This window comes from Candidatus Binatia bacterium, from assembly GCA_036493895.1.
Classification (GTDB): domain Bacteria; phylum Desulfobacterota; class Binatia; order UBA1149; family CAITLU01; genus DATNBU01.
In genome coordinates this window covers 120,739-147,445 of record DASXOZ010000015.1, presented here as the reverse complement: position 1 = coordinate 147,445, position 26,707 = coordinate 120,739, and the positions used below count along the sequence as shown (strand labels likewise).

Here is a 26,707-nt window from a genome sequence, read left to right as displayed (position 1 = left end):
GTCGCTTCGGTGCTCATCGTCGGCTGTCTGCTCCTTCCTGGTTACTCTGTCCGGTTTCCCTGCGTCGAGGCTTGCGTCCTCGCGCACCGGCGGTCGCGTGGCCTGCCCTGACGGGACGGGCATGGCGGGGCCGGGACTTTTCCGTGAGGCTCGGCCGCAGCCGCCTGCGCCGCAGAGCAGCGGCAACTATGCGTCAGGCCGGATGCCACTTCCAAATGAACGCGGGACGGCGCGGTGGCCGGGGATATTCAAACGGATTGTGCCCGGGTCCGGCCACGCCGGCCGGCTCCGCTGCGCGCGGCCGGGCGGCGGATCGCACCGGCCTCGCATCGTCCGGTGCGCAGCGCAGGTGCCCGGCGGTCGCTCGGCCGTTATCCTCGGGCGATGCAGGATTCTTCCGAGCCCCGCCAGTCCCGTACCGGCGTCGTTCCGCACCTCGAAGTCTGCCCGGCCTGCGGTGCCCCGATGCAGGGCCGGGCCTGCAAGGTGTACTGCGTCACGCCCGCCTGCGAGCTGTTCGGACGCATCGTCGAGAACTGCGCGGGGGACTGAGCCCGCGCACGTTTCCATCGCGGCGCCGTTCGCTCCGCTCTCCAGGCACTCTGCCGCGCCACATGCGCGTCCCGCGAAGGAAAAACTCGCGCCGTTCGTCCATGGCACGGAAGGACCCTGGTCCTTCCAATGGGAAGGAAGGACTGGGCCCCTGGTCCTTCCAATGGGAAGGAAGGACCAAGCAACGGCCCCTGGTCCCTTCCATTGCAAGCAAGGACCGCTGGTCCTTCCATGCCGAGCAAGGGCCGCCGGTCCCCCGGAAGGAGAGTGGCATGATTCGCAAGCTCCAGGACGGCCAGTACCGTCTCTACTCGCGCAAGTTGAACCCGAAGACCGGCAAGCGCCGCAACCTCGGCACGTTCCGGACTCGCCAGGCGGCCGAGAAGCACGAGAAGGCGGTGCAGTACTTCAAGCACCACGGCTGAACGGGATCGCTCGCGCACGCGGCGGCCCCCGCGCTAGCCGTTCGGGCCGCGCTATTGTGATCGTTGCGCGGCCGGGGAAGACTCCGGCGCATCGGCGGCATGTCGCTTTCCGCTCTCGACAACATCGTCTGGCACAGCCTTGCCGGACCCCAGGAGCGTTTTTCGGCCGGAGGAAAAACGGCGCGGCGATTCGCGCGCGGCTTCGGACCCCTGTGCGGTTTTGCCGATCCGCAGCGGCCCGGTCTCGGTGAGCTCGAGCCGCACTGCGACGTCGGCGAGCACGTGTTCTGCGGGCGCTGGGACAGCGCGGCACCGGACGGCTGGCGCATCGACATGGAAGTGCCTGCCGAGCAGATGGTCTGGGGCGGCGGCACGCCGGAAGACGAAGAGGTCGCCGCTAACGGCGGCGACAGCGGCGGTGAAAACCCCGGCGCAATCGTCCGTCTCGGTGCGCGGGACGTCCCACAGATGCTGGAGCTCGTCGCGCTGACTCAACCCGGCCCCTTCGGGCAGCGCACGATCGAGCTCGGCGAATATTTCGGAATCTACGAGGAAGGGGCGCTGGTCGCGATGGCCGGGGAACGCATGGAAGCGGCCTCGCTGCGCGAAATCAGCGCAGTGTGCACGCATCCGGATCTCCAGGGCCGCGGCCTGGCGCGCAGATTGATGCACCTGCTGATCCGGCGCCAGCGCCGGCGCGGCCTCGTCCCGTTCCTTCACGTGATGCAGTACAACACCCGTGCGATCGCGATGTACGAACGCATGGGTTTTCGTCGTCACCGCCAATGGGTATTGCGCGTCGTCTGTCGCACCTGAAGCGCGCAGCAAAGCGCAGAAAAGGAAACACGATCGATGCAGATCCTCACCGGACGCTGTCTCTGCGAAGCAATCGGCTACGAAATCCGCGGAGAGCTGGGGCCGATCTTTCATTGCCACTGCTCGCGCTGCCGCCGCTGGCACGGCGCCGCCTTCCGCACGCGCGCGACGATCCGCGCCTCGCAGTTCCGCTGGATATCCGGCGAGGACCTGCTGTCGCGCTTTCATTCGTCCGAGTTCGTCGTCAAGCATTTCTGCCGCGTCTGCGGGTCCAACCTGATCAGCACCTACGACAACGATGCGGACAAGATCGGGGTTCCGCTGGGCGGCCTCGAGCAGGCGCCGTCGAACCGGCCCGAAGGGCATTTCTTCGTAGGCTCCAAAGCGCCGTGGTTCGAGATCACCGATGGTCTTCCCCAGCACGAAGTCTGGCCGGGCTCGCACGACAAGGTGCGCGAGACGCGCTGAGGGCGGCGGCACGCGGCAATTCGCCGGCGTGCCATGGGCACTCCGCAATTCGCCGGGGCGCCATGGGCAGGCCGCAATTCGCCGCGTGCCATGGGCGCACCGCCATTCGCCGGCGCTACATTTTTCGTAGCGCTACAAAAACTGTAGCGCCGGCTGCGTCATTGCTGTGGGCATGCGTCAGGCGCGATCGACGCGACACTGGAAGCAGTTGTACTTCGAGCGCACGTGCACGTACGCGATCGTCGGATCGGCCAGGATCTGCTCGCAGGTTGGGGCAATCGCGGGGCCGGTTACCACGTGGCCGGTGTCGTAGCGGATCCAGTCCGCGTCGTCGTAGCCGCGCACGATGGCCGGCTCGAGGAACTCGAACCAGTACGGAAAGCGGTCGCTGTCGTAGCGATCGCAGCCGTTTTTGTGCAGGAAAATCGGGCCGCTTTCGGCGTATGGCTGCACGGAATCGAAAGGGCGGTACGAAAGCACCAGCTTCTCGTCGCCTTCGGCAATCAGGTCGATGCAGTGGCGGCAGGGATTGGCCAATCCTTCGGCAGTGCGCACCAGCGGCGGCTGCCCGTTCGCGTCGGCGCCCCCGCTGCGCAGCCGTGCTGCCTCCTCGGTCGCGATTCCCTGGATCCTGAGCGTCATGGTGGTTCTCCTTAGCCGGTTGCGCCGTTCGTCACGCGCACCGAGCGTCGACATCGAACCACGAACGGTGTCCCTTGTGCTGGCAAACGCCGGACGTCACGCTTCAGCCATGCTCGTCGCGATCGCGTCCGCCGCCGTCACGTCGATCCTGTTCGCGCTGGCGCTCGTGCACGTTTACTGGGGCGTGGCCGGCACTTCGCAGGATGGATCTTCGGCGATGGTTCCGTCGATCGACGGAAAGCCGGCGTTCCGGCCGACGAGCGCGGACTGCTACCTCGTCGCCGCGGCCTTGGCCATTGCCGGTTTTCTCGTCTCGGCCCAGGGCGGCGCGATTCCGTCGCCGCTTCCGCCCGGCTGGAACCGCGTCGGCGCCGCGGGCGTGGGGATCGTGTTCGTCGCGCGCGCGATCGGCGATTTTCGCCTCGCTGGCTTTTTCAAGAAAGTGCATGGCACGAGCTTCGCGCGCTGGGATACCTGGCTGTTCTCGCCGCTGTGCCTCGTGCTCGGCGTGATGTCGCTGTGGATCGCGGCGGCATGAATCCGCGGCAGGTCCCTTGCGGTACGGGACGGCGGTCCACGGTGGCTTGACGCGGGGATTTGCGTTCCCGCGCCGGCGGGGCTGGAACGAAGGCGCTGCGTGCTCTCGCAAACGCGCAGCGCAGGAGGAAGGCGACGATGGCCAGCATCACCGGTGGCTGCCTCTGCGGCAAAGTTCGATTCACCGTGTCCGCAGACCCCACTTTCCAGGGAGTGTGCCACTGCACCGACTGCCAGAAGCAGGGCGGCACGGCGTTCTCCGTCGTCCTCGCGTTCCCGGATTCTTCGGTGAAGGTGACCGGCGCCACCAGGACGTTTCGCAGCATCGGCAGCAGCGGCGGTGCGGTGCAGCGCGTGTTCTGCCCGGAGTGCGGCTCGCCGATCTACTCGGTGCCGCCGAACGCGCCGGGCCTTCTCTTCGTCAAAGGAGGCTGCCTCGACGACACCAGCATCCTGGCGCCGATGGTGCACATCTTCTGCGACAGCAAGCAGCCGTGGGTTGCAATCCCGGAAGACGTGATGACGTTTCCGAAGTCGCCGAACTAGCTTCACGGCCGGCGAATCGATTCGCCGGCCTTGATGCCTTTCGCTGCGGCCGTTGCCGCTACGCTCAGGGCCGCAGCTCGAACATCAGCAGCAGCGTGCGCTGCAGCGGGTGATTGAAGTTGTCGTCGGAGACCCAGTAGACGAGCGTCTCGCCTTTTTCGCCGACGCGCACGCCGAGGCCTTCCATGTTGTCGATTTCGTAGCCGCCGTCCAGCGAACAGACGATCTCGCCGTCCAGCGGCACGGCCGGCCCTTCCTTGGCAGCGCGCTCGACGGCTGCAAGCGGTATGCGACGCATCTGGATGCGCACGCCGCTGACCGGATCGTAGTGCCGTTCCAGCGTCAGCAGGTCACCGCCGGGCAGCTGGCGCAGATCGGTCATCGAAAACGGCGAAATCGGTTTGAACGAAACCGGTTTCGGTTTTAGCGCATCGGGCGCGGGATCCGGCGTCTTCCCGACCGGCGTGAACGGAAGGATCCACGCGCGGTAGTTGCCCTGCTTGTTGCGGTCGTGCTCGGTCACCGCGATCAGCCGGCCGTCGGAAAATCTCGTGATGCCTTCGAGCCCTCCGTTGCCCGGCGCGTTCAGCGCTTCGCGCGGAAGCGGAATGTTGACCGGCAGCGAGCGCACTCCCTTGCCGGAGAACGGGTAGCGCCACACGCGGTGGTTTCCCTCGAAGCTGATGAACAGGTCGCCGAAGCCGCCGTCGGCGTCCCCGGTCGCCAGCCCCTCGGCATCGCCGGCCTTGCCGATCAGCGCAATGCCGTCGAGGTCGAGCATCGGCGCGATCGTCTTGCCCTCGGCGTCGGTGAGCCTGCCGTCCTTGTAGCTCAGCGTTCCGATCACCCAGTGCGATTCGTCGGAAATCGAGATGAACTGCTTGCCGTCGGGCGAGATGAGCAGGCTCGAAAGGCCGCCGAAGTCGCGGTCGCTCGAGCGCAGCTCGAGGCCGCCGCGGAACACGATCTTCCCCTGCGAGGTCTGCTTCGGGTCGTCGCGCTCGAAGCCGACGGGGCGGCTCTCGATGGTGAGCGAGCGCTTCGGATCGCGCTCCTGGGTGCAGGCCGCGGCGGCCACGGCGCAAAAAGCGCCGAGAACGCACGCGGCCAGCGCGCGGCCGCGCTTCAGGCGTCGGCCAGCAGCGACTGCATCCGCTCGGTTGCAGCGATGTAGTCCTGGATCATCTCCTCGATCACGCGGCGGGCAGAACGGATCTCGTTCATGTGCCCGACGATCTGCCCGACCGGGTTGAAGCCCACCGCCTGCGCCTTGGTTGCATAGTGGTGCCCGCGGCTGACGGCCTCGGCAGTCACCATGAACTGGAGCGGCATGCCGAGTGGCTTCGGATTTTCCGGATTCTCCCACGCTTCGGTCCAGTCGTTGCGGAGCATACGGCAGGGCTTTCCTGTCCACGAACGCGAGCGCACCGTGTCGCGGCTCGTCGCCTTCAGGTAGCTGTCCTTCTGGGCGGGAGGAGTGTCGGCTTCGCTCACCGTCAGCCAGATCGATCCGGTCCACACTCCCTGGGCGCCGAGCGCCATCGCGGCCGCCATCTGGCGTCCGCTGCCGATGCCTCCGGCCGCGAGCACCGGGATCGGACCCGCCGCGTCGATCACTTCCGGCCACAGCACGATGCTGCCGATCTCGCCGGTGTGCCCTCCGCCTTCGGTGCCCTGCGCAATGATGAAATCGATGCCGGCGTCCCTGTGCGAGCGAGCCTGTTTCGCGCTTCCGCACAGCGCGCCAACGAGGCGGCCGGTGGCCTGGATCTCCTGGATCACTTCGGCCGGCGGAGTGCCGAGCGCATTGGCGAATGCGCGCACCTTCGGGTGCTCGAGCGCGACTTCGACCTGAAGGCCGGCCGTGGCCTCGGTCCAGCCGAGCAGCTCGCGCGGCTTTTCCTCGGACGGAAGCTCGGGAACGCCGTGATCGGCGAGCAGTTTTTTCGCGAACGTGCGGTGCTCGGGCGGAATCTGCGCCGCGAGCATCGCCTGCAGCTTCTCGACGTCCATCTCGCCCATGCCGACGTATTTTCCGGGGATCACGATGTCGACGCCGTAGCTGCCGAAGACGTGCTCGTCGAGCCATTCCAGCTCGACGCGTAGCTGGTCTGCCGAGAAACCGACGGCACCGAGCACGCCGAAGCCGCCGGCATTGCTGACGGCAGCGACGACATCGCGGCAGTGACTGAACGCGAAGATCGGGAATTCGATGTCGAGGCGTTTTGCGATTTCGGTTTTCATTTCGGTTTCCTCCGGGCCCTCGGCGGGGATGCAGAATCGTCGTTTTCGTTGTCGATCACGCGCTCGACCAGCGACAGCAGCGCTGTCAGCCTGGTCTCGAGCGGATAGGTCGGGTCGTTGATCCACCGGGTCATTGCGCCGGTGACGATGGAGACGAGCATTTCGGCGGCGAGCTCGATGCGCTCGACCGGGCTGGCGGCCGTGCCGTCGTCCTTGCCGCGGCGTACGTCAGCGGCGGTGCCGCCGGGTGCATTGCCACCGGCGCCGAGCAGCCGCACGAAGTCGGACTGCATCGATGCGAGCTCGGCGGAAGACTCACCGGGACGCGACGAGCGCAGCACGGCGACGAGGACCCGCCGCGTCATCTCCGGCGCGCGACGGACAAGGGCGGCGCTGCTGTCGGCGAAGCCGCGAAGCCGCTCGCCGCTGGTGCGGTGCCTGGCGATCTGCTCGTCGACGAGGCGGCGAAAGCGCAGGAACACGTCGGTGCCGAGCTCGCGCAGCACGTCTTCCTTGCTCGGGAAGTGATTGAAGAACGTCGCCTGCGCGATGTCGGCGGCGTCGGCGATCTGCTCGACGGTCGTCGCGTCGTAGCCCTGGCGCGCGAACAGGTCCGCCGCGGTGTCGCGGATGTGCTGGTGCAACTCGCGGCGCCGCCTCGTGCGGCGACTCTCGCCGATGGACACTACCGGGCCGTTGATCGGAGCAAGCATCGAGTTGCTCCATTCTTGGAGAAACTCCATATATGATCAAGTCGTTATGGGGTCAGGCACCAGCCGAATAGGGTCAGGCACCAGAGGAATAGGGTCAGGCACCATTCGGCTGGTGCCTGACCCCATTCCTGCCCCCCAACGTCTCGCCGCCAGCGGGCAAAGGTGCTAACCATCCGCGAGGGAAGGGGAATCGGTCACCATGTCTGCCGCCTATCGGGCCCGGCTGCGCAGCCCAGCCGAGGCCGCCGCGCTGCTGAGGCCCCGCGACACGCTCTGCGTGCCCCTCGGTCCCGGCCAGCCGGGGGCCTTTCTCGACGCCCTGGGCGCGCGCGACGACTGGCAGCAGCTCGAGATCTTCGCAGGACTGCTGCTGGCTCCTCACTCCGTGCTCTTCCACGCGGGCGTGCGCGTGCTGTCGGGCTTCTTCGGTCCCGTCGAGAGGGCGATTCGTGACCAGGGCATGGACGTCCGCTTCGTGCCGGCCGACTTTCGTCGCTTCGCACCGGCCATGCGCAAGCTCGCGCCGCGCGTCGTCGCGACCGTTGTCTGTCCTCCCGATGCATCCGGCCGCATGTCGCTCGGCCTTCACGCAGGCGCGAGCGTCGACGAGATGCATCGCGCCGGCGCTGATCAGGGTCGCGTCCTCGTCGCCGAGATCAATCCGTACCTTCCCCGCACGTTCGGCATCGGCGCCCACGACCATTCGCTGTCGATCGACGAAGTGGACGTCATCGTCGAGAGCGAGCTGCCGCTGCCGGTGCTTCCGGAATCGGAGCCGAGCCCGGTGGAGCTCGCGATCGCCGCGAACATCCGTCCCTTCGTCAGCGACGGCATGACGCTGCAGACCGGTATCGGCGCCGTCCCGAGCACGGTGGTCGAAATCCTCGCCTCCGGCGGAGGCGGCGACTACGGCATCCATTCCGAGATGTTCACGACGGGGCTGATGAAGCTCCACGAGTCGGGCAAGATCAGCAATCGCAAGGGCGTGTACGACGGGTTTTCGATCTCGACGTTTGCGCTCGGCACCGAGGCGCTGCACCGCTGGCTCGACGAGCGCCCGGACGTTCGCTTTCTTCCCGTCGATCTCGTCAACGACCCGGCCGTGATCGCGCGCAACCGCAAGATGCTTTCGATCAACGGTGCGCTGGCGGTCGATCTTTACGGCCAGCTCGCGGCGGACACGATCGATGGACAGCAATGGTCCGGAATCGGCGGCGCAGAGGATTTCGTCTGCGGGGCGTCGTTCTCCGAAGGCGGCCATTCGATCGTCTGCCTGCCGTCCACGGCGAATGTGGGCGGTCGGGCGATCTCGCGGCTCGTCCCGCAATTCCCGGCGGGCGCCCTGGTCACTACGCCGCGCCACCAGGTGGATATCGTCGTCACGGAGTTCGGCGCCGCCGAGCTGGCGGGGCTGACCGTCGGTGGACGAGCCGCCGCGCTCGCATCGATCGCACATCCCGAGTTCCGTGACTCTCTTGCCGAAGCGGCAGGCAAACACCGATGAGTCCAGCTAGCGACGAAGGCGCCACGGTGCGCGGGGCTGCCGGCTTCGCGGTCCAGCTCCAGAACGCCGCTGTGCTTGCAGCCGCGTACTTCGCAGTTGCCGGCGTCAGCCATGCGATCTCCCCGGGAGACGACGCCTCCGGCTTCGTATGGCTTCCGGTCGGCATGCTGGTCGCGGCGCTCGTGCTCACCAGGCCGGTGGAATGGCCGCTGCTCGCGGCCGGCGCGCTGACTGCCGATATCGCGTTCGGCATCGCCCACCACCAGGCGGTGCTCACGATCGCGATCCGTTACGGCGTCACGGTGCTGGAGGCTGTCGCCGGAGCAGTCGGAGCGTCGTGGCTCGTGCAATCACCCGCTCGCCTGGCTTCGCCTCGCGACGTGCTGGCATTCCTGTTCGCGGCCGCGATGCTGGCCACGCTGATCGGCGCTTCCGTCGCCGGCCTTCTGACGCAGCATACCGCGTCGGCGGCCGAGCTGGCGCGGGTGCTGTTGCCGTATTGGGGCAGCGCGGCCACCGGCGTGCTGGCGCTCGCGCCGATGATGCTGGCGTGGTCGCAGCCGTTCTCGATGCGGGCGAAGTGGCCGCTTCGCCAGATCGAGGCCGGGCTGCTGCTGTGGACGACGGTGGCCTGCCTGTCTGCCGTGTTCATGTTCGGCAACGCAATCGCTTCGCCGCTGCGAATCCTTCTCGTCGGGCCCGTGGTCTGGGGTGCGTTGCGCTTCGGCATGCGCGGGGCGACGGCAGTGCATCTGGCGCTGATCCTGGCGGCCGCCGATGCCACCGGCACGGTGCTGTCTTCCGGAATCCGCGTACCCGCCGCGCCGGAAACCTTCGGTCCGGTGCAGACCCTCGTCGCGATGCTGGTGCTGATCGGGCTCACGGTGGCCAGCGCCCTTTCCCACGGCGAGCGACAGCTGGTCGAGGTTCGCCGCAGCGGCGACGAAGTGCGCAGGCTCAGCCGCCTGTATGCGTCGCTGAGCGCCGTCAACCACGCGGTGCTGACCGAGCCGACGGCCGAATCGTTCCTGCAGGCGACGTGCCGCATTCTGGTCGGCGAAGCCGCGATGCTGCTGGCGCTGGTGGTCAGGACCGACGTCCGGCGCGGCGCCGTCAAGGTGCTCGCGCGCGAAGGTGCAGCGGCGGACTTTCCCGACGAGGTGCTCGCCCGCGTCAATCCGCTGACGAGCGGGCCCACCGCGACGGCGATGGCGAGCGCGCAGCCGTACGTCTGCAACGACTTCGCTCGCGATCCTCGCACCAAGCCATGGCGCCAGCTTGCCGCCCGTCACGGCATCCGTGCATCGGTGGCAATCCCGATCGGCGACGAGAACGGCGTCTGGGGAGCGCTGTGCATGTATTCCCGCGAGGTCGGCAGCTTCGGTGACCGCGAGGTGAGACTGTTGGAGGAGATCGCGCAGAACATCCGCTTCGCCATTGCACGATTCGAGGACGAGGCGCTGCGTCACGCGACCGGCAAGGCGCTGCGCGAAAGCGAGGACCGCTTCCGCGTCGTCATGGAGTATTCGCCGATCGGCATCGCAGTCGTCGCGCCCGACGGACGCTGGATCGACGTCAATCCGGCGCTGTGCCGCTGCGTGGGCTACTCGCGCGACGAGCTGCTGCGCATCGACTTCCAGGCCATCACGCATCCGGAGGATCTTGCCACCGACCTCGCGCAGCTGCAGCGGGCCCTTCGCGGCGAGATCGACAGCTACCAGCTCGAGAAGCGATACATCCGCAAGGATGGGCAGGTCATCTGGATCCAGCTCGACGTCGTGCTGGTGCGCGATGCCAAGGGAGAGCCGCGATATTTCCTGTCGAAAATCCAGGACATCACCGACCGGCGCGATGCCGAGCGGCGCATCCTCGAGCTCAACGCGACGCTCGAGCAGCGCATCTCCGAACGCACCCGTGCGCTCGAGCAGGCCAACCGCGAGCTGGAGCTGGCCAACCGCGAGCTCGAGGCGTTCAGCTCGTCCGTGTCGCACGACTTGCGCTCGCCGCTGCGCCTGATCGACGGCTTCAGCCAGATGCTCGCGAGAAGCCACGTTCCGGCCAGCGACGTCCTCGGCCAGCAGGACCTCGGCCGCATCCGCGCCGCCGCGCGCCGCATGGGGCAGCTCATCGACAGCCTGCTGCTGCTGGCGCGGCTGACGCGAGCTCCACTGCAGCGCGAGCACATCGACGTGAGCGCGCTCTGCACCGAAGTCGTCGAGGCGCTGCGCGCCGAGCAGCCGGACCGCGTCGTGCACGTCGCGATCGAGCCGGGCCTCGGGGCCGACGCCAGCGGCGCGCTGGTGCGCGCGGTCCTCGAGAACCTGATCGGCAATGCGTGGAAGTTCACGGCGAGAGCGGCCGCTGCCGAGATCGAGGTGGGCAGGGAGATCCGGCACGGACGCCGGATGTTCTTCGTGCGCGACAACGGCGCGGGCTTCAAGAGGCAGAACGTCGGGCGCCTGTTCCGCGCGTTCAGCCGCCTTCACGACGAGAAGGATTTTCCCGGAAGCGGAATCGGCCTGGCCACCGTGCACCGGATCATCGAGCGGCACGACGGCACGATCGAAGCCGACAGCGAGGAGAACGAGGGAGCCTGCTTCTGGTTCACGCTCGGCGATGGCGCGGACCGGCTCGCCGCCACCCCGCGAAGCGCCTGAGTTTATGAGCCGCGGCGCCGCTCTGCCGCGTCGGCCAGCGCGCGCAGCGCGTGGCGCACTTCGCCGGCCAGCTGCTCGTCGAGCAGCGTACCGTCGTCCCCGAGATGGCGGCGCGCGAACATCAGCGACGCCTCGAACACCAGATCGCAGCCCATCACGACCAGCGTCGGCCTCAGGGCCGCGTACGCGTGCGGAGCGCCGCTCGGCGAAGCCATCAGCAGAGCGACAGGCTTGTCGGTCAGCTCGCAGGTGGACACGAGCCAGTCCAGGGCATTCTTGAAGGAGCCGGGCACGCCGTGCGCGTACTCGGGGCACGAGATCAGCACGGCATCCGAGGTCGCGAAGAGCTTTCGCCACTCGGCCACTGCGGCGGGCGGCGTCATGCCGTCTTCGTCCAGATCGGGACGAAAGTGCGGAAGCTCTCCGATCAGGCGGTCGATGACCTCGACCGCCATCTGCTCCGGTGCCATCGCCGCAGCTGCCCGCAGCAGCGCCGCGTTGGTGGAGTCGCTCTTGAGGCTTCCGGAGATCGCAAGGACGCGCATCGAAAAAACCGGATCCTACGCGAGGTTGTGGAAAACCTTCTGGACGTCGTCGTCCTGCTCGAGAGTATCGACCAGGCGCAGCACGTCCTTGGCCTTTTCTTCGGCAAGCTCGACCGGCGTGACGGGAATATACTCCGATTCCGCCGAGATCGGCTTGATGCTGCGGTCCTCGAGCGCTTTTTGCAGGCGGCCGAAGTCGGCAAACGCGCAGCGAACCAGGATCTGCGTCTCGCCTTTCTCGCCGGTGCTCTCGCCGAGCTCTTCGAGGCCTTCGTCGATGAGGTCCAGCTCGAGCGAGTCCTGGTCGATGCCTGCCGGATCGATGCGGAAAACGCCCATGCGCTTGAACAGGAACGACACGCTGCCTGTTGCGCCGAGATTGCCGTCACCCTTGTTCAGGTGGTTGCGGACGTTGGCGACGGTGCGCGTGGGATTGTCGGTGGCCGCTTCGATCAGCACGGCCACGCCGTGCGGCGCATAGCCTTCGTAGACGATCTCGCTGTAGTCGGCGACGTCCTTGCCGGCTGCCCGCTTGATCGCCGACTCGATCTTGTCCTTGGGCATGTTGACCGCGCGCGCGTTGGCGACGACGCGGCGAAGGTGGGGATTGCTCGCGGGGTCGGGCCCTCCCGCCTTGACCGCGATCACGATCTCCTTGCCGACGCGCGTGAAGGCCTTCGCCATGCGGTCCCAGCGCGCGAACATCGTGTGCTTTCGGGCTTCGAAAATACGTCCCATGTGCTGTCCGGAGTGCCTTGTTGGCGGCGTCGTGGCGCGGCGGCCGCGGCTCGTGCCGCGGGCGGACGACGGCCCGCGCGACTCTACCGGAGCATCGCGCTTTTCCAAGGCGACCGCGCCGGCCGCGCGCATGTCGGCATCTGCAAATGCCCGAAGCGCCACGGTTTTCTGCAGGTCCATCGGCACGTGCATCGCGCGGGGCTGAACGGCCGTTTCGCCTCACGATTCCCCCCAACGGCGTGGCGCCGCGCCGCGGATCTGATACACGCGATACGTTCGTGCGGGGAAAGAAGCGGGATCCGGCCGGGGACCGGCGTCTGTCGCTGCTGCACGACGAGGGGGCAACGTGATTCGATTCGGGCGTGAGCTTGCTGCGCTTTGCGCGGCAGTGTCTTTCTTTGCGCTGGCTTCCACCGTGACGGTCGCCCGCGCGTCGGGAGCCTGCGGCGACGGCGTCGTCAATTCGAACGAGGAATGCGACGGAGGCGCGGGCGGCCTCTTTGTCGACGGCGACCCCGCCAAAGGATCGTGCACGACCGGCGCACGTTGTTACTTCCAGTTCACGTGCTGCAAGTTCAATTGCCAGTACGTCGGCACTCCGGGCGTTCCGTGCCAGGACGGAAACAACTGCACCGGGCCGGACACCTGCGACCAGATCGGCCACTGCGCCGGCGGGCCGAATGCCGCCAACGACACGCCTTGCGACGACGGCGTCTTCTGCGACGGTACCGAGTCGTGCCAGAACGGCTTCTGCACGGCGTCCACCGGCGACCCGTGTTCCGGCACCGCGTGCAACCAGTGCCAGGAAGCGTCGCACACCTGTCACAACCCCGCCGGCTCCGCGTGCAGCGACGGCAGTGTCTGCGTGACCGGCGGCACCTGCGACGGTGCCGGTAGCTGCAACGGCGGCACGAACGCGACCAACGGCACTCCGTGCAACGACGGCCTGTTCTGCAACGGCGCCGACACCTGCCTCGACGGAGGCTGCTCGAGCCATAGCGGCGATCCGTGCACGGGACCCGACGGCGATAGCAACTGCAACGAAAGCTGCAACGAGACGACCGACACGTGCACCGGGGAGGACCCGAACGGATCGAGCTGCGACAACGGCCTGTTCTGCGACGGCGGCGCCGATATCTGCGACAACGGATCCTGTGTCGGCACGGGTACCATGGCCTGCGACGACAACAACTCGTGCACGAGCGACTTCTGCAACGAGCTGATCGACGGGTGCAGCAGCACGACGGCACCCGACGGCACCAACTGCGACGACGGCGATCCGTGCACGCTGAACGATACGTGCAGCGGCGGAGTCTGCCACGGCACGCCGGTGACGATGCAGGACCTTTGCCCGTGGACCGTCGTGCTCAATGCCGGCCCGAAGAAGGACCAGATCAAGACCTACTTCCAGGTGGACATCAACGGCGACGTCTGCGGCGGCGGCCTCAAGCTGAGCGGCCAGACGACGATCGGCAGCGACCTCGTCTCGGCGGTGACCACCGGTGACGGGGTGCTGCGCATCGCACCGGATGCGATCATCGGGCACGACATCGTCAGCGGCGGAGCCGGCGCCAAGTCGTTCCCCGGCTCTCAGGACCTTCCGTACCTTACTCCTGCTGCAGCGGGCCTCGCACCCGGCTCGCCGGTCCTGGCCAAGAGCGACGCCAGCGGGTTCTACGATTTCACCGGCATGAACAGCCTGGCTGCACTCTGCCAGTCTGCGCGCGCGTCGTACGCGCCGAGTACTTCGGCTCTGGATGCCCTGACGTCGACGACGAGCATGTCCTCGCTGACGGTAGCGACCGATGGCACCTCGACCATCACCGCGACGATGCCCGGCGTGCTCAACGTCGTCGACGTGACCGGCGCCATCAAGGTCTCCAACGACGGCTCGCTGACGCTCGACGGCGGCGGCAATGCGGCAACCGTGATGGTCCTTCGCGTCGGCGGAAAATTCTCGATGCAGCTTCGCACGCAGATCGCGCTGGCCGGCGGCCTGACGCCGGACCGGACGTTGATCTACGTCAAGGGCAAGAAGTGCCAGATCGGCGACCTCTCGCTCGGCGTCGGCACGCTGTTCTGCTCGCCGGCGCGCGTCAAGACCGGCCGCAGCGTCGCGTGGCTCGGCGCCGTCTACGGCGACAGCAAGTCGATGAAGCTCGGCGAAAAGTCCGAATTCCTCTTCGAGCCTTTCACCGCATTCTGATGCGGTGCCGCGGGCGGGGTCGCATGGCCCCGCCCGCCCGCTGCAGGACATCGCGGCGCCGCGATCGCGCGGCGCACCGCGCCTGCGGCTGTCGCGTTGGCTTTGCCGCCTTCCGAAGGTACCCATCGCGCATGGGCGCGGACGGCGGCGGGCGCGAAATTCTCCTCATCAATGTCTCGGGCGAAGACCGTCCCGGCGTCACGAAATCGCTGACGACGATCCTGGCCGAATACGGTGCCGTCGTCCTCGACATCGGCCAGGCGGTCATCCACGACCTGCTGTCTCTCGGCCTTCTCGTCGAGGTTCCGGCCGATGCCGCGTCGGGACCCGTCCTGAAGGACCTTCTTTTCCGCGCCCACGAGCTCGACATGAGGATCCGCTTCACGCCGATCACGGAGGCGGACTACGAGCACTGGGTCGGACAGCAGGGCAAGCAGCGCCACACGATCACCGTGCTCGGCCGCCGCCTGACCGCCAATCACATCGCCGCGGTATCGTCCGTGCTGGCCGACCAGGGCCTGAACATCGACATGATCCACCGGCTCTCGGGGCGCATCCCGCTTTCGGGCGACGCAAGAAGGCCGTACGCCTGCGTCGAGCTGTCGGTGCGCGGCACGCCGCGCGACGAAACGGCGATGCGCGCGGCGTTCCTCGCAGTCACGCACGAGCACGACGTCGACGTTGCGTTCCAGGCGGACGACCTGTTTCGTCGCAACCGGCGCCTGGTCGCTTTCGACATGGACTCGACGCTGATCCAGGCCGAAGTGATCGACGAGCTGGCGCGGGCGGCGGGCGCCGGCGAAGAGGTGGCCGCGATCACCGAGCGGGCGATGCGCGGAGAGCTGGACTTCCAGCAGAGCCTGAAGCTGCGCCTGCGCCACATCGCTGGACTCGACGCTTCGGTGCTGGCGACCATCGCCGAGCAGCTTCCGCTGACCGAAGGCGCCGAGCGCCTGATCGGCGTGCTCAAGAAGATCGGCTACAAGGTCGCGATCATCAGCGGCGGCTTCCGCTATTTCGGCGAACACCTGGCCGCGCGGCTGGGGATCGACTACGTCTATGCAAACGAGCTGGAGATCTGCGACGGCAAGCTCACCGGCAACGTCGTCGGGCCCATCGTCGACGGCCGCCGCAAGGCGGAGCTGCTGCGCGAGATCGCAGCGCGCGAGAACCTTTCGATGCAGCAGGTGATCGCGGTCGGCGACGGCGCCAACGACCTGCCGATGCTCGCGATTGCCGGTCTCGGCGTCGCGTTCCGCGCCAAGCCGCTGGTGCGCCAGTCCGCGCGCCAGGCCCTTTCGGCGGCGGGCCTGGACGGGATTCTCTACCTGATCGGTGTAAGGGACCGCGAGACCGACGAGTAAACGCGGCAGCGATAGCGAAGCGAGCGCCGGCAACGAAGCAGACGGCCGCTTGTCGGAGCGCGCCGCTGCCTTACTGCTCGGTCGTATCCGACGCAGTCGGTGCGGGCGGCAGGTCGATCTGCGATTTGGCGACGAAGGCGGCTTTGTCGTCGAGCTTGAAGTCGTCGGCCGGCACGAAACCTTCGAAGCACTTGCCGTTGTCGTCGCGGGATGCCTGCACGATGACGCCATCGCCGGTGACCGGCAGGATGATGCCGCCGTTCACGAATACCCGCGCGTGCAGGGTGGTCTGGTCGGAGTCGCTGCCCTGGAAGTTGAGCAGCCGGATGTCGCCGTTCTCGCCCGAGCGATCGACGTAGTTCTGCACATCGTCGCCGGAATCGTTCCAGCAGCTTCCGCCGGGGCACGCAGGCTGGGTAGGAATGTCGGCCGCGACCACCAGGTGCTGCTCGTCCCAGACGCAGAGGTGGTAGGACGCGGACGGGGAGATGAAGTCGTCGGCGCTGGCGGCCTGCCCTTTGGAGGCACGCCAGTCGAAGTGACCGTAGTTGTCGACCGTCAGCGCGCTCTGCCCGAACTGCAGGCAATTTCCCGTCGGACGAGGGTCGGGCGGGCATCCGGCCCATGCCGGGGCGGTGATCGTGACGATGCCGGCCAAGCCCAGAGAAGCGGCCAGCAGCGGGAAGATTTCGGGCCTCGAAGCTGCTCTCGCCATGAGTCACCTATAGACACAACCAGCGGTTCGCGAAAGCCCCGGCGGCCAAACATTGCCCCTGTTTGCCGCCATGCAGCGCCCCCCGCTGGGCCGCGCCGCTAGCGCCTCCTTGCCCCGGCAAGGTGCAGGCCGGCAATGGTCTTGGCGTCGATGATGTCGCCGCGCTCGATCCATTGCAGCGCCTCGTCGAACCCCACCTCGTGCACCTCGATCTCCTCGTCGTCGCCGAGTGCCATGCGGCCGCGCTCGAGACCTTCGGCCTCGTAGAGCCAGATGCGCTCGTCGGTGTAGGCCGGCGCCGGCACCATCACGCCGAGCTTCGTGATCGATCGCGCGCGGTAGCCGGTCTCCTCTTCGATCTCCCTTGCGATGCACTCGTGCGCAGACTCGCCGGGATCGATCTTTCCGGCGGGGATCTCCCAGAGCCACACTCCGGCGGCATGGCGGTACTGGCGCAGCAGGACGATGCGCTGCGGGTCGAGAAAGACGACGGCCGCCGCGGCTCCCGGATGCCTCAGCACGTCCAGTGTCGCGCGACGCCCGCTCGGAAGCTCGACTTCCTCGATGCCGAAGCTGCCGATCTTCCCGCTGTGCAGCTCGCGGCGCGACAGAACACCCACGCTCAGTCCGGATCCGTAAAGGCCGCCGGGCGCTTTTCGAGGTTGGACTGCACGGCTTCGATCTGGTTCGGCGTGCGCAGCACGCTCTTCTGCAGGTTTTCCTCGAGCAGGAGTCCGGTCTCGTCGTCGGGAATGCGGTAGGTGTCGCCGATCAGCTTCTTGGCCGCGCGCATCGCGGTCGGCGAGCTGGCAGCGATCTGCGCGGCAAGCTCCATCGCCGCCGCGAGCGGATCCTCGGCGGCGCGCGTGGCCAGCCCGAGAGCAACGGCCTCGGCTGCGCCGACGATGCGGGCAGTGAAGGTCAGCTCCTTCAATACGTCTTCGCGCAGCACGTGCTTGAGAGTGCGCGTGCCGCTCATGTCGGGAACAAGGCCCCAGTACATCTCGCGCACCGACAGCTTCGCGTCGGGATGCACGATGCGGATGTCGGCGCCGGCGGCGATCTGCAGCCCGCCGCCGTAACACGCGCCGTGCACGGCAGCGATGACCGGCATCGGCAGCTCTTTCCAGACGTACCCGGCGAGCTGGGCCAGGTTGGCCGGGCTTTCCCTGGTGCGATGGAAAAGGTTGGGCCCGCCGTTGCCGGCGGCGGCCATTGCCATGAAGCTGCCGAAGTCGAGCCCCGCGCAGAACGCGCGGCCGTTGCCCGAGAGCACCACCGCGCGAACTCCGCGCGTTTTCGCCAGCTCCCGCCCCGTCACGACCAGCGCCTCGAACATTTCGGCGTCGAGCGCGTTGAGCTTGTCGGGCCGGTTCATGCGCACGTCGGCGACGTGGCCGGATATCGTTACGTCGATGCGGTCGGACATGTCCTGGCTCCTCGCCTCCGGGGTCCTGCCCCGGCGGCCGGGGTGTGTTCTAGCGGGGGCGCGCCCGGACCGGAAACGTCTGTTTCGAGGCCTCTGCGCTGCGCGCGCGCGGCGCTTGCCTCGGCGGCCGCGGCGCGACAAGACGCCGAGGCAGTGCGGCTGCGCAAGCCGCCGCAGTAGCGGTCGCGGTGGTTCGGCAGCGCAAAGATCGAGGCGGCGCCGTGGCGATCGCGCGCGGCATTGCGATCGAGTGGCAGCGTCGCGACCGCGCGGCAGCGAGACAACCACAGACGAGGACCACATGAGCACGGAGATCCACGGAACCTGCGCACCCGGCTTCGAGCCGGTTCGCGATGCCCTGGCGTCCGCCTTCGAGCGCGGAGAGGAGATCGGTGCCTCGGTTGCCGCCGACGTCGCGGGAAAGAACGTCCTCGACTTGTGGGCCGGTCATGCCGACGCCGCGCGTACGCGGCCGTGGCAGCGCGATACGATCGCGAACGTCTACTCGACGACCAAGGGGGTGGTTGCGGTCCTTGCGCACCGCCTCGTCGAGCAGGGCAGGCTCGACCTGGACGCCCCGGTCGCGAGTTACTGGCCGGAGTTTGCCAAGGCCGGCAAGCAGGCGATCCCGGTGCGGCAGCTCCTCAGCCATCGCTGCGGCCTTCCTGCGCTGCGCGAGCTGCAGCCTCGCGATTCTCTGTATGACTGGAGCGCGATGACGACGGCGCTGGCGGCCGAGACGCCGTGGTGGGAGCCCGGCACCGCGCACGGCTACGAAGCAGTCACGTACGGATGGCTCGTCGGCGAAGTGCTGCGCCGGATCACGGGCAAAAGCGTCGGTGCGCTGCTGCGCGACGAGCTGGCCGGTCCGCTCGGCCTCGATTTCGCAATCGGGCTTGCCGAGAAGGACGACGGGCGCTGCGCCGAAATCACTCCGCCTTCGGCGACCGGAGCGCCGGGAGAGCCGAACCTGATGCAACTCGTGATGGCGGACCCGTCATCGGTGACCGCGCTCGCGTTCTGCAACCCGCCGACGCTGATGATGCCGGGGACCGTCAACAGCCGGGCGTGGAGAGGCGCCGAGATTCCGGGTGCCAACGGCCACGGCACTGCGCGCTCGCTGGCGCGCCTTTACGGAGCGATCGCCAGCGGCGGCGACGCCGGCTCTGTGCACGTGCTCGGACCGAAGGCCGCGCGCGCAGCCGCTACCGAGCAGAGCTTCGGCCCCGATGTCGTGCTTCGCCTCACGACGCGCTTCGGCCTCGGATTCATGCTGTCCCAGCCGGGCTGCGAGTTCGGCCCGAACGACGGCGCATTCGGGCATCCGGGCGCCGGCGGCTCGATCGCGTTCGCCGATCCCACGGCACGCGTCGGATTTTCGTACGTGATGAACCGCATGGGCCCGTACATCCTGATCGATCCGCGAGCCAAGGCGCTGATCGATGCGTTCTACCGCTGCCTCTGACATGGGGTCAGGCACCAGCGCGTGGGGACAGGCACCAGCGCGCATCAACTGGACGATGCTGCCCGATTGATGCGCGCTGGTGCCTGTCCCCAGCCTGTCCCCTGTTGGTGCCCGGCCGCGGCGTCGTGTATCGGTACGGATGGCCCGGTGGCAGCCGGCGCATGCAATCCAAGTCACGGAGCCGAGTAGTCCCATGAAGATCGGAGTCGTCGGAGCCACGGGCCAGGTCGGAGGCGTCATGCGCGCCGTGCTGGCCGAGCGCAATTTCCCCGTCAGCGTGATCCGCTATTTCGCGTCGTCGCGATCGGCGGGCACGAAACTGCCGTGGAACGGCACGATGGTGACGGTCGAGGACGCCGCGACTGCCGATCCGACCGGGCTCGACATCGCGCTGTTTTCCGCCGGCGCCAGGTCTTCGCGTGAGCTGGCGCCGCGCTTTGCCTCGTGCGGCGTCACCGTGATCGACAATTCGTCGGCGTGGAGAATGGATCCCGACGTTCCGCTGATCGTCAGCGAGGTCAATCCGGGCGAGATCCTCCACGCGCGCAAGAAGATCATCGCCAATCCGAACTGCACGACCATGGCGGTGATGCCGGTACTGAAGCCCCTTCACGACGAGGCGGGACTGCTGCGGCTGGTCGCCAGCACCTACCAGGCCGTCAGTGGCGCCGGCCTCGCCGGCGTCGACGAGCTCGACCGCCAGGCACGCGCGACGATCGAGCACGCCCGCGAGCTGACCTACGACGGCCAGGCCGTCGCGATGCCCGCGGCGGCGAAGTTCGCCAAGCCGATCGCGTTCAACGTCCTGCCGCTGGCCGGCAATCTCGTCGCCGACGGGTCGTTCGAGACCGACGAAGAGCAGAAGCTGCGCAACGAGAGCCGCAAGATCCTCGGTATTCCGGACCTGAAGGTGAGCGGCACCTGCGTGCGCGTGCCGGTGTTCACCGGGCACTCGCTGAGCCTCAACGCGGAGTTTGCCAGGCCGATCAGCGTCGAGCGGGCCACGGCGATCCTGTCGAGGGCGCCGGGCGTGACGGTGATGGACGTACCGACGCCGCTGGAAGCCGCCGGCAAGGACCCAAGCTACGTCGGGCGCATCCGCCAGGATGAGACGGTAGACGGCGGGCGCGGCCTGGTGCTGTTCGTCAGCAACGACAACCTGCGCAAGGGCGCAGCCCTCAACGCCGTGCAAATCGCCGAGCTGTACTGCCGCTAACGCGGTCTGAAGGGGTCTGGAGGGGTCTGGCACCAGCCCGGGTATAGGCGCACCCGTTCTATCCGCCAAAAACCGCCGCATCCGCAACCACGTGCGCCGGTGCCCGCTGGTGCCTGACCCCACGCGCAACCACGTGCGCCGGTGCCCGCTGGTGCCTGACCCCACGCGCAATCACCGGTGCTGACGCCACCGCGCTATCTGACCCCACGCGCAATCGCTGGCGCCTGACCGAATGAACCAAAAGAACAAGGGGGAGCCCATTGACGGGCTCCCCCTTGTTGTCGGGCCCGGCTGCCGCTCGGCAGCCGGGCATGGTTCACGAGATCAGTCCGAGGTCGGGCACTGGTCGATCGTGCACTGGTCGTGCTTGGCTTCCTTGCACGCCTCGCTGCTTCCGCCCTTGAAATTGGTCGGGCAGATGTCGAGGCCCGGGTTGCAGAAGTCCTCGTCGCGACAGTTGCCCTCGAAGCGCTTGCAGACCTGCAGGATCGGGAACGTGACGGTCGGGAACGGCTGGCACTGGCCGTACTCGGCGCCGCAAGGCGCACGCGTCACGTCGCAGCTTCCGAGTGCGCACAGCCCATCGATCAGGTGACCGCCGCTGTTGTAGCAGTCGAGCTGGGCGATGCAGGTGGCCACCGGCGAGTTGCCCTCGTCGTCCGTCGCTGCCGCACCGCCGCAGAGAGCGTTGCAGTTGTTGTACGAGACGCTCACGAACTTGCTGACCTCGCTGTCGCAGTCGACCGCGCCGCTGATCGCGCAGTTGAGCGCGGCAGTGACGAGCTCGCGGTACAGCGCCCTCTCCGGATCCTGCCCGACGTGCACGCACAGGGCCTCGAGCGCCGAGTTCAGGCCGAAGCTGTCGAGGAACGGAGACGTATCGGTGCTGGTCTCGGTGATCGTCTGGCCGCAGACGTGCAGTCCGCCGACCGCGTCGAGGATCTCCTGCACGATGTTCTCGTCGTCGTGCAGGCTGCCGGCGCGGGTGCCGTACCAGCCCGGACGCCGGCAGATGTCCTTGCACGAGAACACGTGCTTGCAGCCCGTGTTGACGTCGCAGATATCGGTCGTGCACGAGTCTTCGTCGCCGCAGACCTGGTTGTTGGGCGTGTGCACGCACTGGCCCGCCGACTCGTTGCAGGAGTCGACGGTGCAGTCGACTTCGTCGCTGCAGTCGCGCGCCGTGCCGTGGCACTGCCCGTTGGCGCACTTGTCGTTGACCGTGCAGAACAGGCCGTCGTCGCACGAGGCCGTGTTGTTCTGGTGCGTGCAGGTGCCCTGGCCGTTGCAGATGTCGTTGGTGCAGACGTTCTGGTCGCTGGCGCAGGCCGTGCCGTTCTGGGCAAAGCCGTTGGCCGGACAGGAGGTCGCCGTGCCGCTGCACACTTCGGCAACGTCGCAGACGTCAGCCGCTGCGCGGCACGTCGTCGACGCTCCCTTGAACGTGTCGGCGGGGCAGGTCGCGGCGCTGCCGCTGCAGTTCTCGGCCACGTCGCAGACTCCGGCAGAGCCGCGGCAGACCGTCGACGACGAGACGAACGCGTTGGCCGGGCAGGAGCCCGAGGTTCCCGTGCAGTGCTCGGCCGTGTCGCAGACACCGGCAGAGGCGCGGCAGACGGTAGCCGACGAATCGAACGCATCGGCAGGGCAGGTGCCCGTCGATCCGTCGCAGGTCTCGGCGACGTCGCAGACGCCGTTGGCCGGGCGGCAGACCTGGGTCGTCGCAGCGACGACGTCGGCCGGACAGCTCGCGCCGGTTCCGGTGCAGAACTCGGTGCCGTCGCAGACGCCTGCCGACGGGCGGCAGACGGTCGTCGAAGACGAGAACGTGTCGGCCGGGCACGAGGCGCTCGATCCGGAGCAGGTCTCGGCCGCGTCACAGATCCCGCCCGCGCTGCGGCAGGTGGTGCCGTTCTGGAACGAATCGGCCGGACACGAGGCGCTCGTTCCCGAGCAGGTCTCGACCAGGTCGCAGACACCGGCCGAGGCGCGGCAGGTGGTGCCGTTCTCGAACGCGTCGGCCGGGCACGTGGCGCTGGTGCCGGTGCAGTTTTCGGCGACGTCGCAGACGCCGCCCGAGGCGCGGCAGACCGTTTCGTTGGTCTGGAACGAATCGGCCGGACACGAGACGCTCGTTCCCGTGCAGCTCTCGGCGAGGTCGCAGACACCACCCGAGGTGCGGCACACCGTCGACGACGGCACGAGGACGTCGGCCGGGCAGTCGGCGCTCTCACCGCTGCAGTTTTCAGCCACGTCGCAGATGCCGCCGGATGCACGGCAGACCGTCGTCGTGGCGGCGAAGGAGTCGAACGGGCACGAAGAGCTCGAGCCGGTGCAAAGCTCGGCCGCGTCGCAGACGCCGGCCGAGGCGCGGCACACCGTCGAGGACGATACGAAGGAGTCGGCCGGGCACGATGCGCCCGAGCCCGTGCAGCTTTCCGTCAGGTCGCAGACGCCGGTGGTCTGGCGGCACACGATGCCGGTGCCTTCGAACGCATTGGCCGGGCACGACGCCGAGCTTCCGGTGCAGCTTTCGGCAACGTCGCAGATTCCGGCGACGCCGCGACACACCGTCGAAGACGGAACGAAGGAGTCCGCCGGGCAATCCGGGCCGTTGCCGGTGCAGTTCTCGGCCACGTCGCAGACGCCGCCCGAACCGCGGCACACGACATCGTCGGCGAGGAAGATATCGGCCGGGCAATCGGCGCTGCTGCCGCTGCATGCCTCGGGCGTATCGCAGACGCCGACGGAATCGCGGCAGGTGGTCGCCGAGCCGAGGAAGGCATCGGCGGGACACGCCGTGTCGGATCCGGTGCAGGCCTCGGCGACGTCGCAGACGCCGGTCGTCGCGCGGCAGACGGTGCCCGCCGTCACGAAACAGTTCTGATCGGCCTCGTTGCACTGGGTGCCGCAGACGTCGCCGTTGGCGCAGGGATCACCGGGGTGGTTGCAGGTGCCGGCGCTGCAGACGTCGACGCCGTTGCAGAAGATGCCGTCGTCGCACGGAGCGGTGTTGTTGGTGTGGCTGCAGCCGAACTGGTCGCCGAGTCCGGAGGCCTTCGTGTTGCAGATGTCGTCGGTGCAGACGTTCTGGTCGTTGCAGTCGGCGTTGGATGCGCAGAACGGCACGGCCAGCGTCGTGTTGACGACCTGGCAGTCGCACTTGGACTTTGTGCCGGGAATGGCGCCCGTGACGTCGGGGCAGTCCGTGCTGTCGGCGTTCTGTTTCCACGACGAGCAGGTGTTCAGATCGAAGAAGCCGTTGTTGTCGGCATCCTGGCACGGCGCGGTCAGGCCGGTCACCGGGACCTGGATCATCGCCGAGCTCGTGGTGTCGCCGCAGGCGTCGTTGTCGAGATTGCCGACGTCGGTCGGGATCGTCGCGACGAAGCAGTCGCCGTTGGTGGAGGTCTCCGGGCTGCCGCCGATGTAGAAACCGATGTCGTAGCGGGCGGTCGCCGTCGGCTGGACGTTCAGCGTGCCGTCGAACGTGAACGTATCGTTCGGACTGCCGTTGCAACCGTCGGTGATGTTGGTGACGGTGACGCTGGCGACGGAGATGTCGTTCGCGGTGCAGTTGGTCGTACCGCCGAATGCTTGATCGAGACAGGCCGCTGCATGCGCGGACGTGCTCCAGGCTGCAGCAGCGAAAACGGCCAGTAGCGCTGCCGAAGCCAGCCGGCCAGCAGATGCAGCCCTGCCGATTCTCGTCGAGTTGTTCATGTCGTCTCCTTTTTCCCTCTGTCGACCAACGCTGGTCTCAGTTCGCGAAAGCGGCCTGGTTGCACCGTCTTTCGCCCATCCCCGTCCGCCTGCAGGCTCGGCCTGCCGAGGCAGATCCCGCCATCGGCCCCTCGTAATCCGTTGCTCTTTGTTTCCGCAAAGAAAGACCCTGTCCGACTTCGGGGTTTTCGTCAACTTCGCGCGAGGGAAAGGAATCGTCGTTCCCGGTCGTCAAGTGACCGGGAACGCAGTCGCAGGGACGTGTGGTGGGGACCGCGCTACCGTAACGGGGGGTGAAACAGCACACAGCGCGGCCGGCGCCGCGTGCTGTGCTTGTGAATCGATCAGTTTGTCGCGACGACCAGCGGGTGACCCGGCGGAATGACGATGCACGGCACGCGCCCTCGCTCCAGCTCGCTGCAGGCCAGGCGGGCGTCCTGCTCGGTCAGGCGGCTGATCCGGGACGTGACGTGAACTCCGTCGACGGCCCGGCCGATGACCAGATCCGCTCCGCGAATCTGCGCCGGCATCAGGCTGCGCGCTTCCTCGCCCCGGCGACGCGCGATGGTCGCATCGCGGAACAGTCCGACCTGCACCGACCAGCCCCTGCTGCCGTCGGAGGCCGGGACGATCGTGTCCGCCCCAGCCGCAGAAACAGGAGCCGATGCGGCGGCCGCCTTGGCGCGATCGGGTGAGCTCGGCGAGGGCGCGGCTTGCTGCCTCGACGGGGCCTCGTTCGTGCGTGCCGCCGCAGGCGACGACTCTCCAGGTACGCGCCCTGCTGTATGCTCGGCTCGCGAGAGCCTGGTTTCCACTGGCGCGTTCGGCGCCGCAGTTCCCGTCATCAGCTCCCGTTCGATCGTGCCCTCGGTAACCTCTTCGGTGGCAGGCGCCTGCGAAGTGACCAGGGGAAGCTCCGCGTGGGTAGTTGCCGACGCCAGTTCTGCGGTGGCACCGGAATTCGGACGTCCGGGGGAGTGCGGCGGTGAAGATGCCGAGGGCGCACTGGAGGGTGCTGCCGAAGCTGCGCCGTAGCCGGCAGCTTGAGGATGATCGGGAGCTTCGGGCCTGCTGCCCACCGGTCCGGGTGTCGGGCTGGCGTAGGCGAGCAGGTTGGCAGTGCCGTTCGGCAGCGCCAGGGCCTGCGCCGATGCGAGTGTCACCGCGCCGGCAGGAGTGGAAAACGACTCCGAGGTTGCGACGGCAGTCGTCGCAGCGGCGGCTGTCGGCGCCCCGCCTGCCGCGGCCGGTGCGGCTGCGACGGCAGTACCTTCCGACGCTCCTTCGTCCGCATCGTCCGGCGCATTGCCTGCGACCATCACCAGGCTAGGGTCGATCTTCGCATACGCGACGTCGAGCAGGCGCGTTGCGTGCTCCCGCGTCCAGGCCTGGGTGTCGCCGCCGAGCACGATTGCGATCAGGCGCTTGCCGCCGCGCACGGCGGATGCGGCAAGATTGTGTCCCGACGCGTTGACGAAGCCGGTCTTGATGCCGTCGGCTCCGTAGTACGTGTGCAGGAAGCGGTTCTGGTTCGGGTAGCGCGTTCCCTTGAAGTCGAAGGAGTCGGTCGAGAAGTAGCTGTAGTAGGTCGGGAAGTCGTGGATCAGTGCGCGGCACAGCGTCGCCAGGTCGCGCGCGCTCATGATGTGACCGTCGTCGGGAAGCCCTGACGGGTTTTTGAAGGTGGTATGGGCCAGGCCGAGCGCCTTCGCCTTGGCGTTCATCGCGTCGATGAAGTGTTGTTCGCTTCCCTTGCCGAGAGCTTCGGCCAGCACGCACGCGGCATCGTTGGCCGACTTGGTCGTGATCGCCCGGATTGCATCCTCGACCTTGAGCTTCGATCCGGCGGGAAGGTCGAGGCGCGAAGGATCCTGGCCGGCCGCAAGAGCCGACACGGGAAGAAGATCACCGGCGCTCAGTTTCTTTGCCGCCATCGCCTCGAACGTGAGGTACAGCGTCATGATTTTCGTGAGCGACGCCGGATGGCGAGGCAGGTCGGCGTTACGCTCGTACAGGACGTCGCCGGTGTCGGCATCGACGACGATTGCGGCGTAGCGGGACGCCTGGGCAGTGGCAGTGGCCGAGGCGACACCGCTGCCGCCCATGACCAGCGCCACGGCCAGCATCGGGCCGCACTTTGCTATCAACCCCCTTCGCAACAACTGTTTTTCCCTGACACCCCGGAGTACCCGCCTTTTGTTC

Annotated in this window: 23 protein-coding genes; 12 read left to right on the top strand and 11 right to left on the bottom strand. The window is 67.7% G+C overall.

Going from position 1 to position 26,707, the window contains the following annotated elements; all coding sequences use genetic code 11:
* Positions 1-384: 384 nt before the first annotated feature.
* The 4 genes from VGK20_04000 to VGK20_03985 all read left to right on the top strand — a co-directional run bounded on the left by VGK20_04000 (position 385) and on the right by VGK20_03985 (position 2,261).
* Positions 385-552 carry a hypothetical protein gene (locus VGK20_04000; GenBank protein HEY2773199.1) on the top strand — a complete coding sequence of 56 codons (168 nt, stop codon included), beginning with the start codon at positions 385-387 and terminating at the stop codon, positions 550-552.
* A gap of 272 nt (positions 553-824) precedes the next feature.
* The gene (locus VGK20_03995) at positions 825-977 is read left to right on the top strand and encodes a hypothetical protein (protein ID HEY2773198.1); all 153 of its coding nucleotides are present in this window, start codon (positions 825-827) and stop codon (positions 975-977) included.
* 99 nt (positions 978-1,076) lie between these two features.
* Entirely contained in the window at positions 1,077-1,793 is a 717-nt protein-coding gene (locus VGK20_03990; protein HEY2773197.1) for a GNAT family N-acetyltransferase, read from the top strand.
* 36 nt (positions 1,794-1,829) lie between these two features.
* Entirely contained in the window at positions 1,830-2,261 is a 432-nt protein-coding gene (locus VGK20_03985; protein HEY2773196.1) for a GFA family protein, read from the top strand.
* 177 nt (positions 2,262-2,438) lie between these two features.
* Here VGK20_03985 and VGK20_03980 read toward each other — a convergent pair whose 3' ends face one another.
* Positions 2,439-2,903: a DUF1203 domain-containing protein gene (locus VGK20_03980; GenBank protein HEY2773195.1), complete on the bottom strand. Its 465-nt coding sequence runs from the start codon at positions 2,901-2,903 to the stop codon at positions 2,439-2,441.
* 109 nt (positions 2,904-3,012) lie between these two features.
* Between VGK20_03980 and VGK20_03975 the strand changes: the two genes are divergently transcribed.
* Both VGK20_03975 and VGK20_03970 read left to right on the top strand, forming a co-directional pair.
* The gene (locus VGK20_03975; protein HEY2773194.1) at positions 3,013-3,441 is read left to right on the top strand and encodes a DUF3995 domain-containing protein; all 429 of its coding nucleotides are present in this window, start codon (positions 3,013-3,015) and stop codon (positions 3,439-3,441) included.
* A 137-nt stretch (positions 3,442-3,578) separates the two neighbouring features.
* A complete protein-coding gene (locus VGK20_03970; GenBank protein HEY2773193.1) occupies positions 3,579-3,986 on the top strand; it encodes a GFA family protein in 408 nt (135 codons plus the stop codon).
* 64 nt (positions 3,987-4,050) lie between these two features.
* On the opposite strand, the gene VGK20_03965 is transcribed toward VGK20_03970, so the two are convergent.
* Genes VGK20_03965 through VGK20_03955 form a run of 3 tightly spaced genes read right to left on the bottom strand, consistent with a single transcriptional unit; the run spans position 4,051 to position 6,943 of the window.
* Complete coding sequence (locus VGK20_03965) at positions 4,051-5,064, bottom strand: esterase-like activity of phytase family protein (GenBank protein HEY2773192.1); 1,014 nt, start codon at positions 5,062-5,064, stop codon at positions 4,051-4,053.
* 47 nt (positions 5,065-5,111) lie between these two features.
* On the bottom strand, positions 5,112-6,230 hold the full coding sequence (locus tag VGK20_03960; GenBank protein HEY2773191.1) for a nitronate monooxygenase family protein: 1,119 nt from the start codon (positions 6,228-6,230) through the stop codon (positions 5,112-5,114).
* The gene (locus VGK20_03955; GenBank protein ID HEY2773190.1) at positions 6,227-6,943 is read right to left on the bottom strand and encodes a TetR/AcrR family transcriptional regulator; all 717 of its coding nucleotides are present in this window, start codon (positions 6,941-6,943) and stop codon (positions 6,227-6,229) included. The genes VGK20_03960 and VGK20_03955 overlap by 4 nt, the downstream gene beginning before the upstream one ends.
* A gap of 199 nt (positions 6,944-7,142) precedes the next feature.
* On the opposite strand from VGK20_03955, the gene VGK20_03950 reads away from it, so the two are divergent.
* Together VGK20_03950 and VGK20_03945 are read left to right on the top strand one after the other, a co-directional pair.
* Positions 7,143-8,447 (top strand): acetyl-CoA hydrolase/transferase C-terminal domain-containing protein, encoded by a 1,305-nt coding sequence (locus tag VGK20_03950; GenBank protein ID HEY2773189.1) that lies wholly within the window; start codon positions 7,143-7,145, stop codon positions 8,445-8,447.
* Positions 8,444-11,104 carry a PAS domain S-box protein gene (locus VGK20_03945; GenBank protein ID HEY2773188.1) on the top strand — a complete coding sequence of 887 codons (2,661 nt, stop codon included), beginning with the start codon at positions 8,444-8,446 and terminating at the stop codon, positions 11,102-11,104. Before VGK20_03950 ends, VGK20_03945 begins: the two co-directional genes overlap by 4 nt.
* A gap of 2 nt (positions 11,105-11,106) precedes the next feature.
* Here VGK20_03945 and VGK20_03940 read toward each other — a convergent pair whose 3' ends face one another.
* Together VGK20_03940 and VGK20_03935 are read right to left on the bottom strand one after the other, a co-directional pair.
* Positions 11,107-11,649: an NADPH-dependent FMN reductase gene (locus tag VGK20_03940; protein ID HEY2773187.1), complete on the bottom strand. Its 543-nt coding sequence runs from the start codon at positions 11,647-11,649 to the stop codon at positions 11,107-11,109.
* Positions 11,650-11,664: 15 nt separating this feature from the next.
* The gene (locus VGK20_03935; GenBank protein HEY2773186.1) at positions 11,665-12,387 is read right to left on the bottom strand and encodes a YebC/PmpR family DNA-binding transcriptional regulator; all 723 of its coding nucleotides are present in this window, start codon (positions 12,385-12,387) and stop codon (positions 11,665-11,667) included.
* Between the two features lie 346 nt (positions 12,388-12,733).
* On the opposite strand from VGK20_03935, the gene VGK20_03930 reads away from it, so the two are divergent.
* Together VGK20_03930 and serB are read left to right on the top strand one after the other, a co-directional pair.
* Entirely contained in the window at positions 12,734-14,593 is a 1,860-nt protein-coding gene (locus tag VGK20_03930; GenBank protein ID HEY2773185.1) for a hypothetical protein, read from the top strand.
* Between the two features lie 131 nt (positions 14,594-14,724).
* Complete coding sequence (gene serB, locus VGK20_03925) at positions 14,725-15,957, top strand: phosphoserine phosphatase SerB (GenBank protein ID HEY2773184.1); 1,233 nt, start codon at positions 14,725-14,727, stop codon at positions 15,955-15,957.
* 70 nt (positions 15,958-16,027) lie between these two features.
* Here serB and VGK20_03920 read toward each other — a convergent pair whose 3' ends face one another.
* The 3 genes from VGK20_03920 to VGK20_03910 form a co-directional block, all read right to left on the bottom strand.
* Positions 16,028-16,672, bottom strand: coding sequence for a hypothetical protein (locus tag VGK20_03920; GenBank protein ID HEY2773183.1), 645 nt, complete (start codon positions 16,670-16,672; stop codon positions 16,028-16,030).
* Between the two features lie 98 nt (positions 16,673-16,770).
* Positions 16,771-17,292 carry an NUDIX hydrolase gene (locus tag VGK20_03915; protein ID HEY2773182.1) on the bottom strand — a complete coding sequence of 174 codons (522 nt, stop codon included), beginning with the start codon at positions 17,290-17,292 and terminating at the stop codon, positions 16,771-16,773.
* A 2-nt stretch (positions 17,293-17,294) separates the two neighbouring features.
* Positions 17,295-18,101 (bottom strand): crotonase/enoyl-CoA hydratase family protein, encoded by an 807-nt coding sequence (locus tag VGK20_03910; GenBank protein HEY2773181.1) that lies wholly within the window; start codon positions 18,099-18,101, stop codon positions 17,295-17,297.
* Between the two features lie 301 nt (positions 18,102-18,402).
* Between VGK20_03910 and VGK20_03905 the strand changes: the two genes are divergently transcribed.
* Together VGK20_03905 and VGK20_03900 are read left to right on the top strand one after the other, a co-directional pair.
* Complete coding sequence (locus VGK20_03905) at positions 18,403-19,566, top strand: serine hydrolase domain-containing protein (GenBank protein ID HEY2773180.1); 1,164 nt, start codon at positions 18,403-18,405, stop codon at positions 19,564-19,566.
* A gap of 193 nt (positions 19,567-19,759) precedes the next feature.
* The gene (locus tag VGK20_03900) at positions 19,760-20,782 is read left to right on the top strand and encodes an aspartate-semialdehyde dehydrogenase (GenBank protein ID HEY2773179.1); all 1,023 of its coding nucleotides are present in this window, start codon (positions 19,760-19,762) and stop codon (positions 20,780-20,782) included.
* Between the two features lie 324 nt (positions 20,783-21,106).
* Here VGK20_03900 and VGK20_03895 read toward each other — a convergent pair whose 3' ends face one another.
* A complete protein-coding gene (locus tag VGK20_03895) occupies positions 21,107-24,505 on the bottom strand; it encodes a hypothetical protein (protein HEY2773178.1) in 3,399 nt (1,132 codons plus the stop codon).
* Between the two features lie 344 nt (positions 24,506-24,849).
* Entirely contained in the window at positions 24,850-26,631 is a 1,782-nt protein-coding gene (locus tag VGK20_03890) for a D-alanyl-D-alanine carboxypeptidase family protein (GenBank protein ID HEY2773177.1), read from the bottom strand.
* Positions 26,632-26,707: the final 76 nt, after the last annotated feature.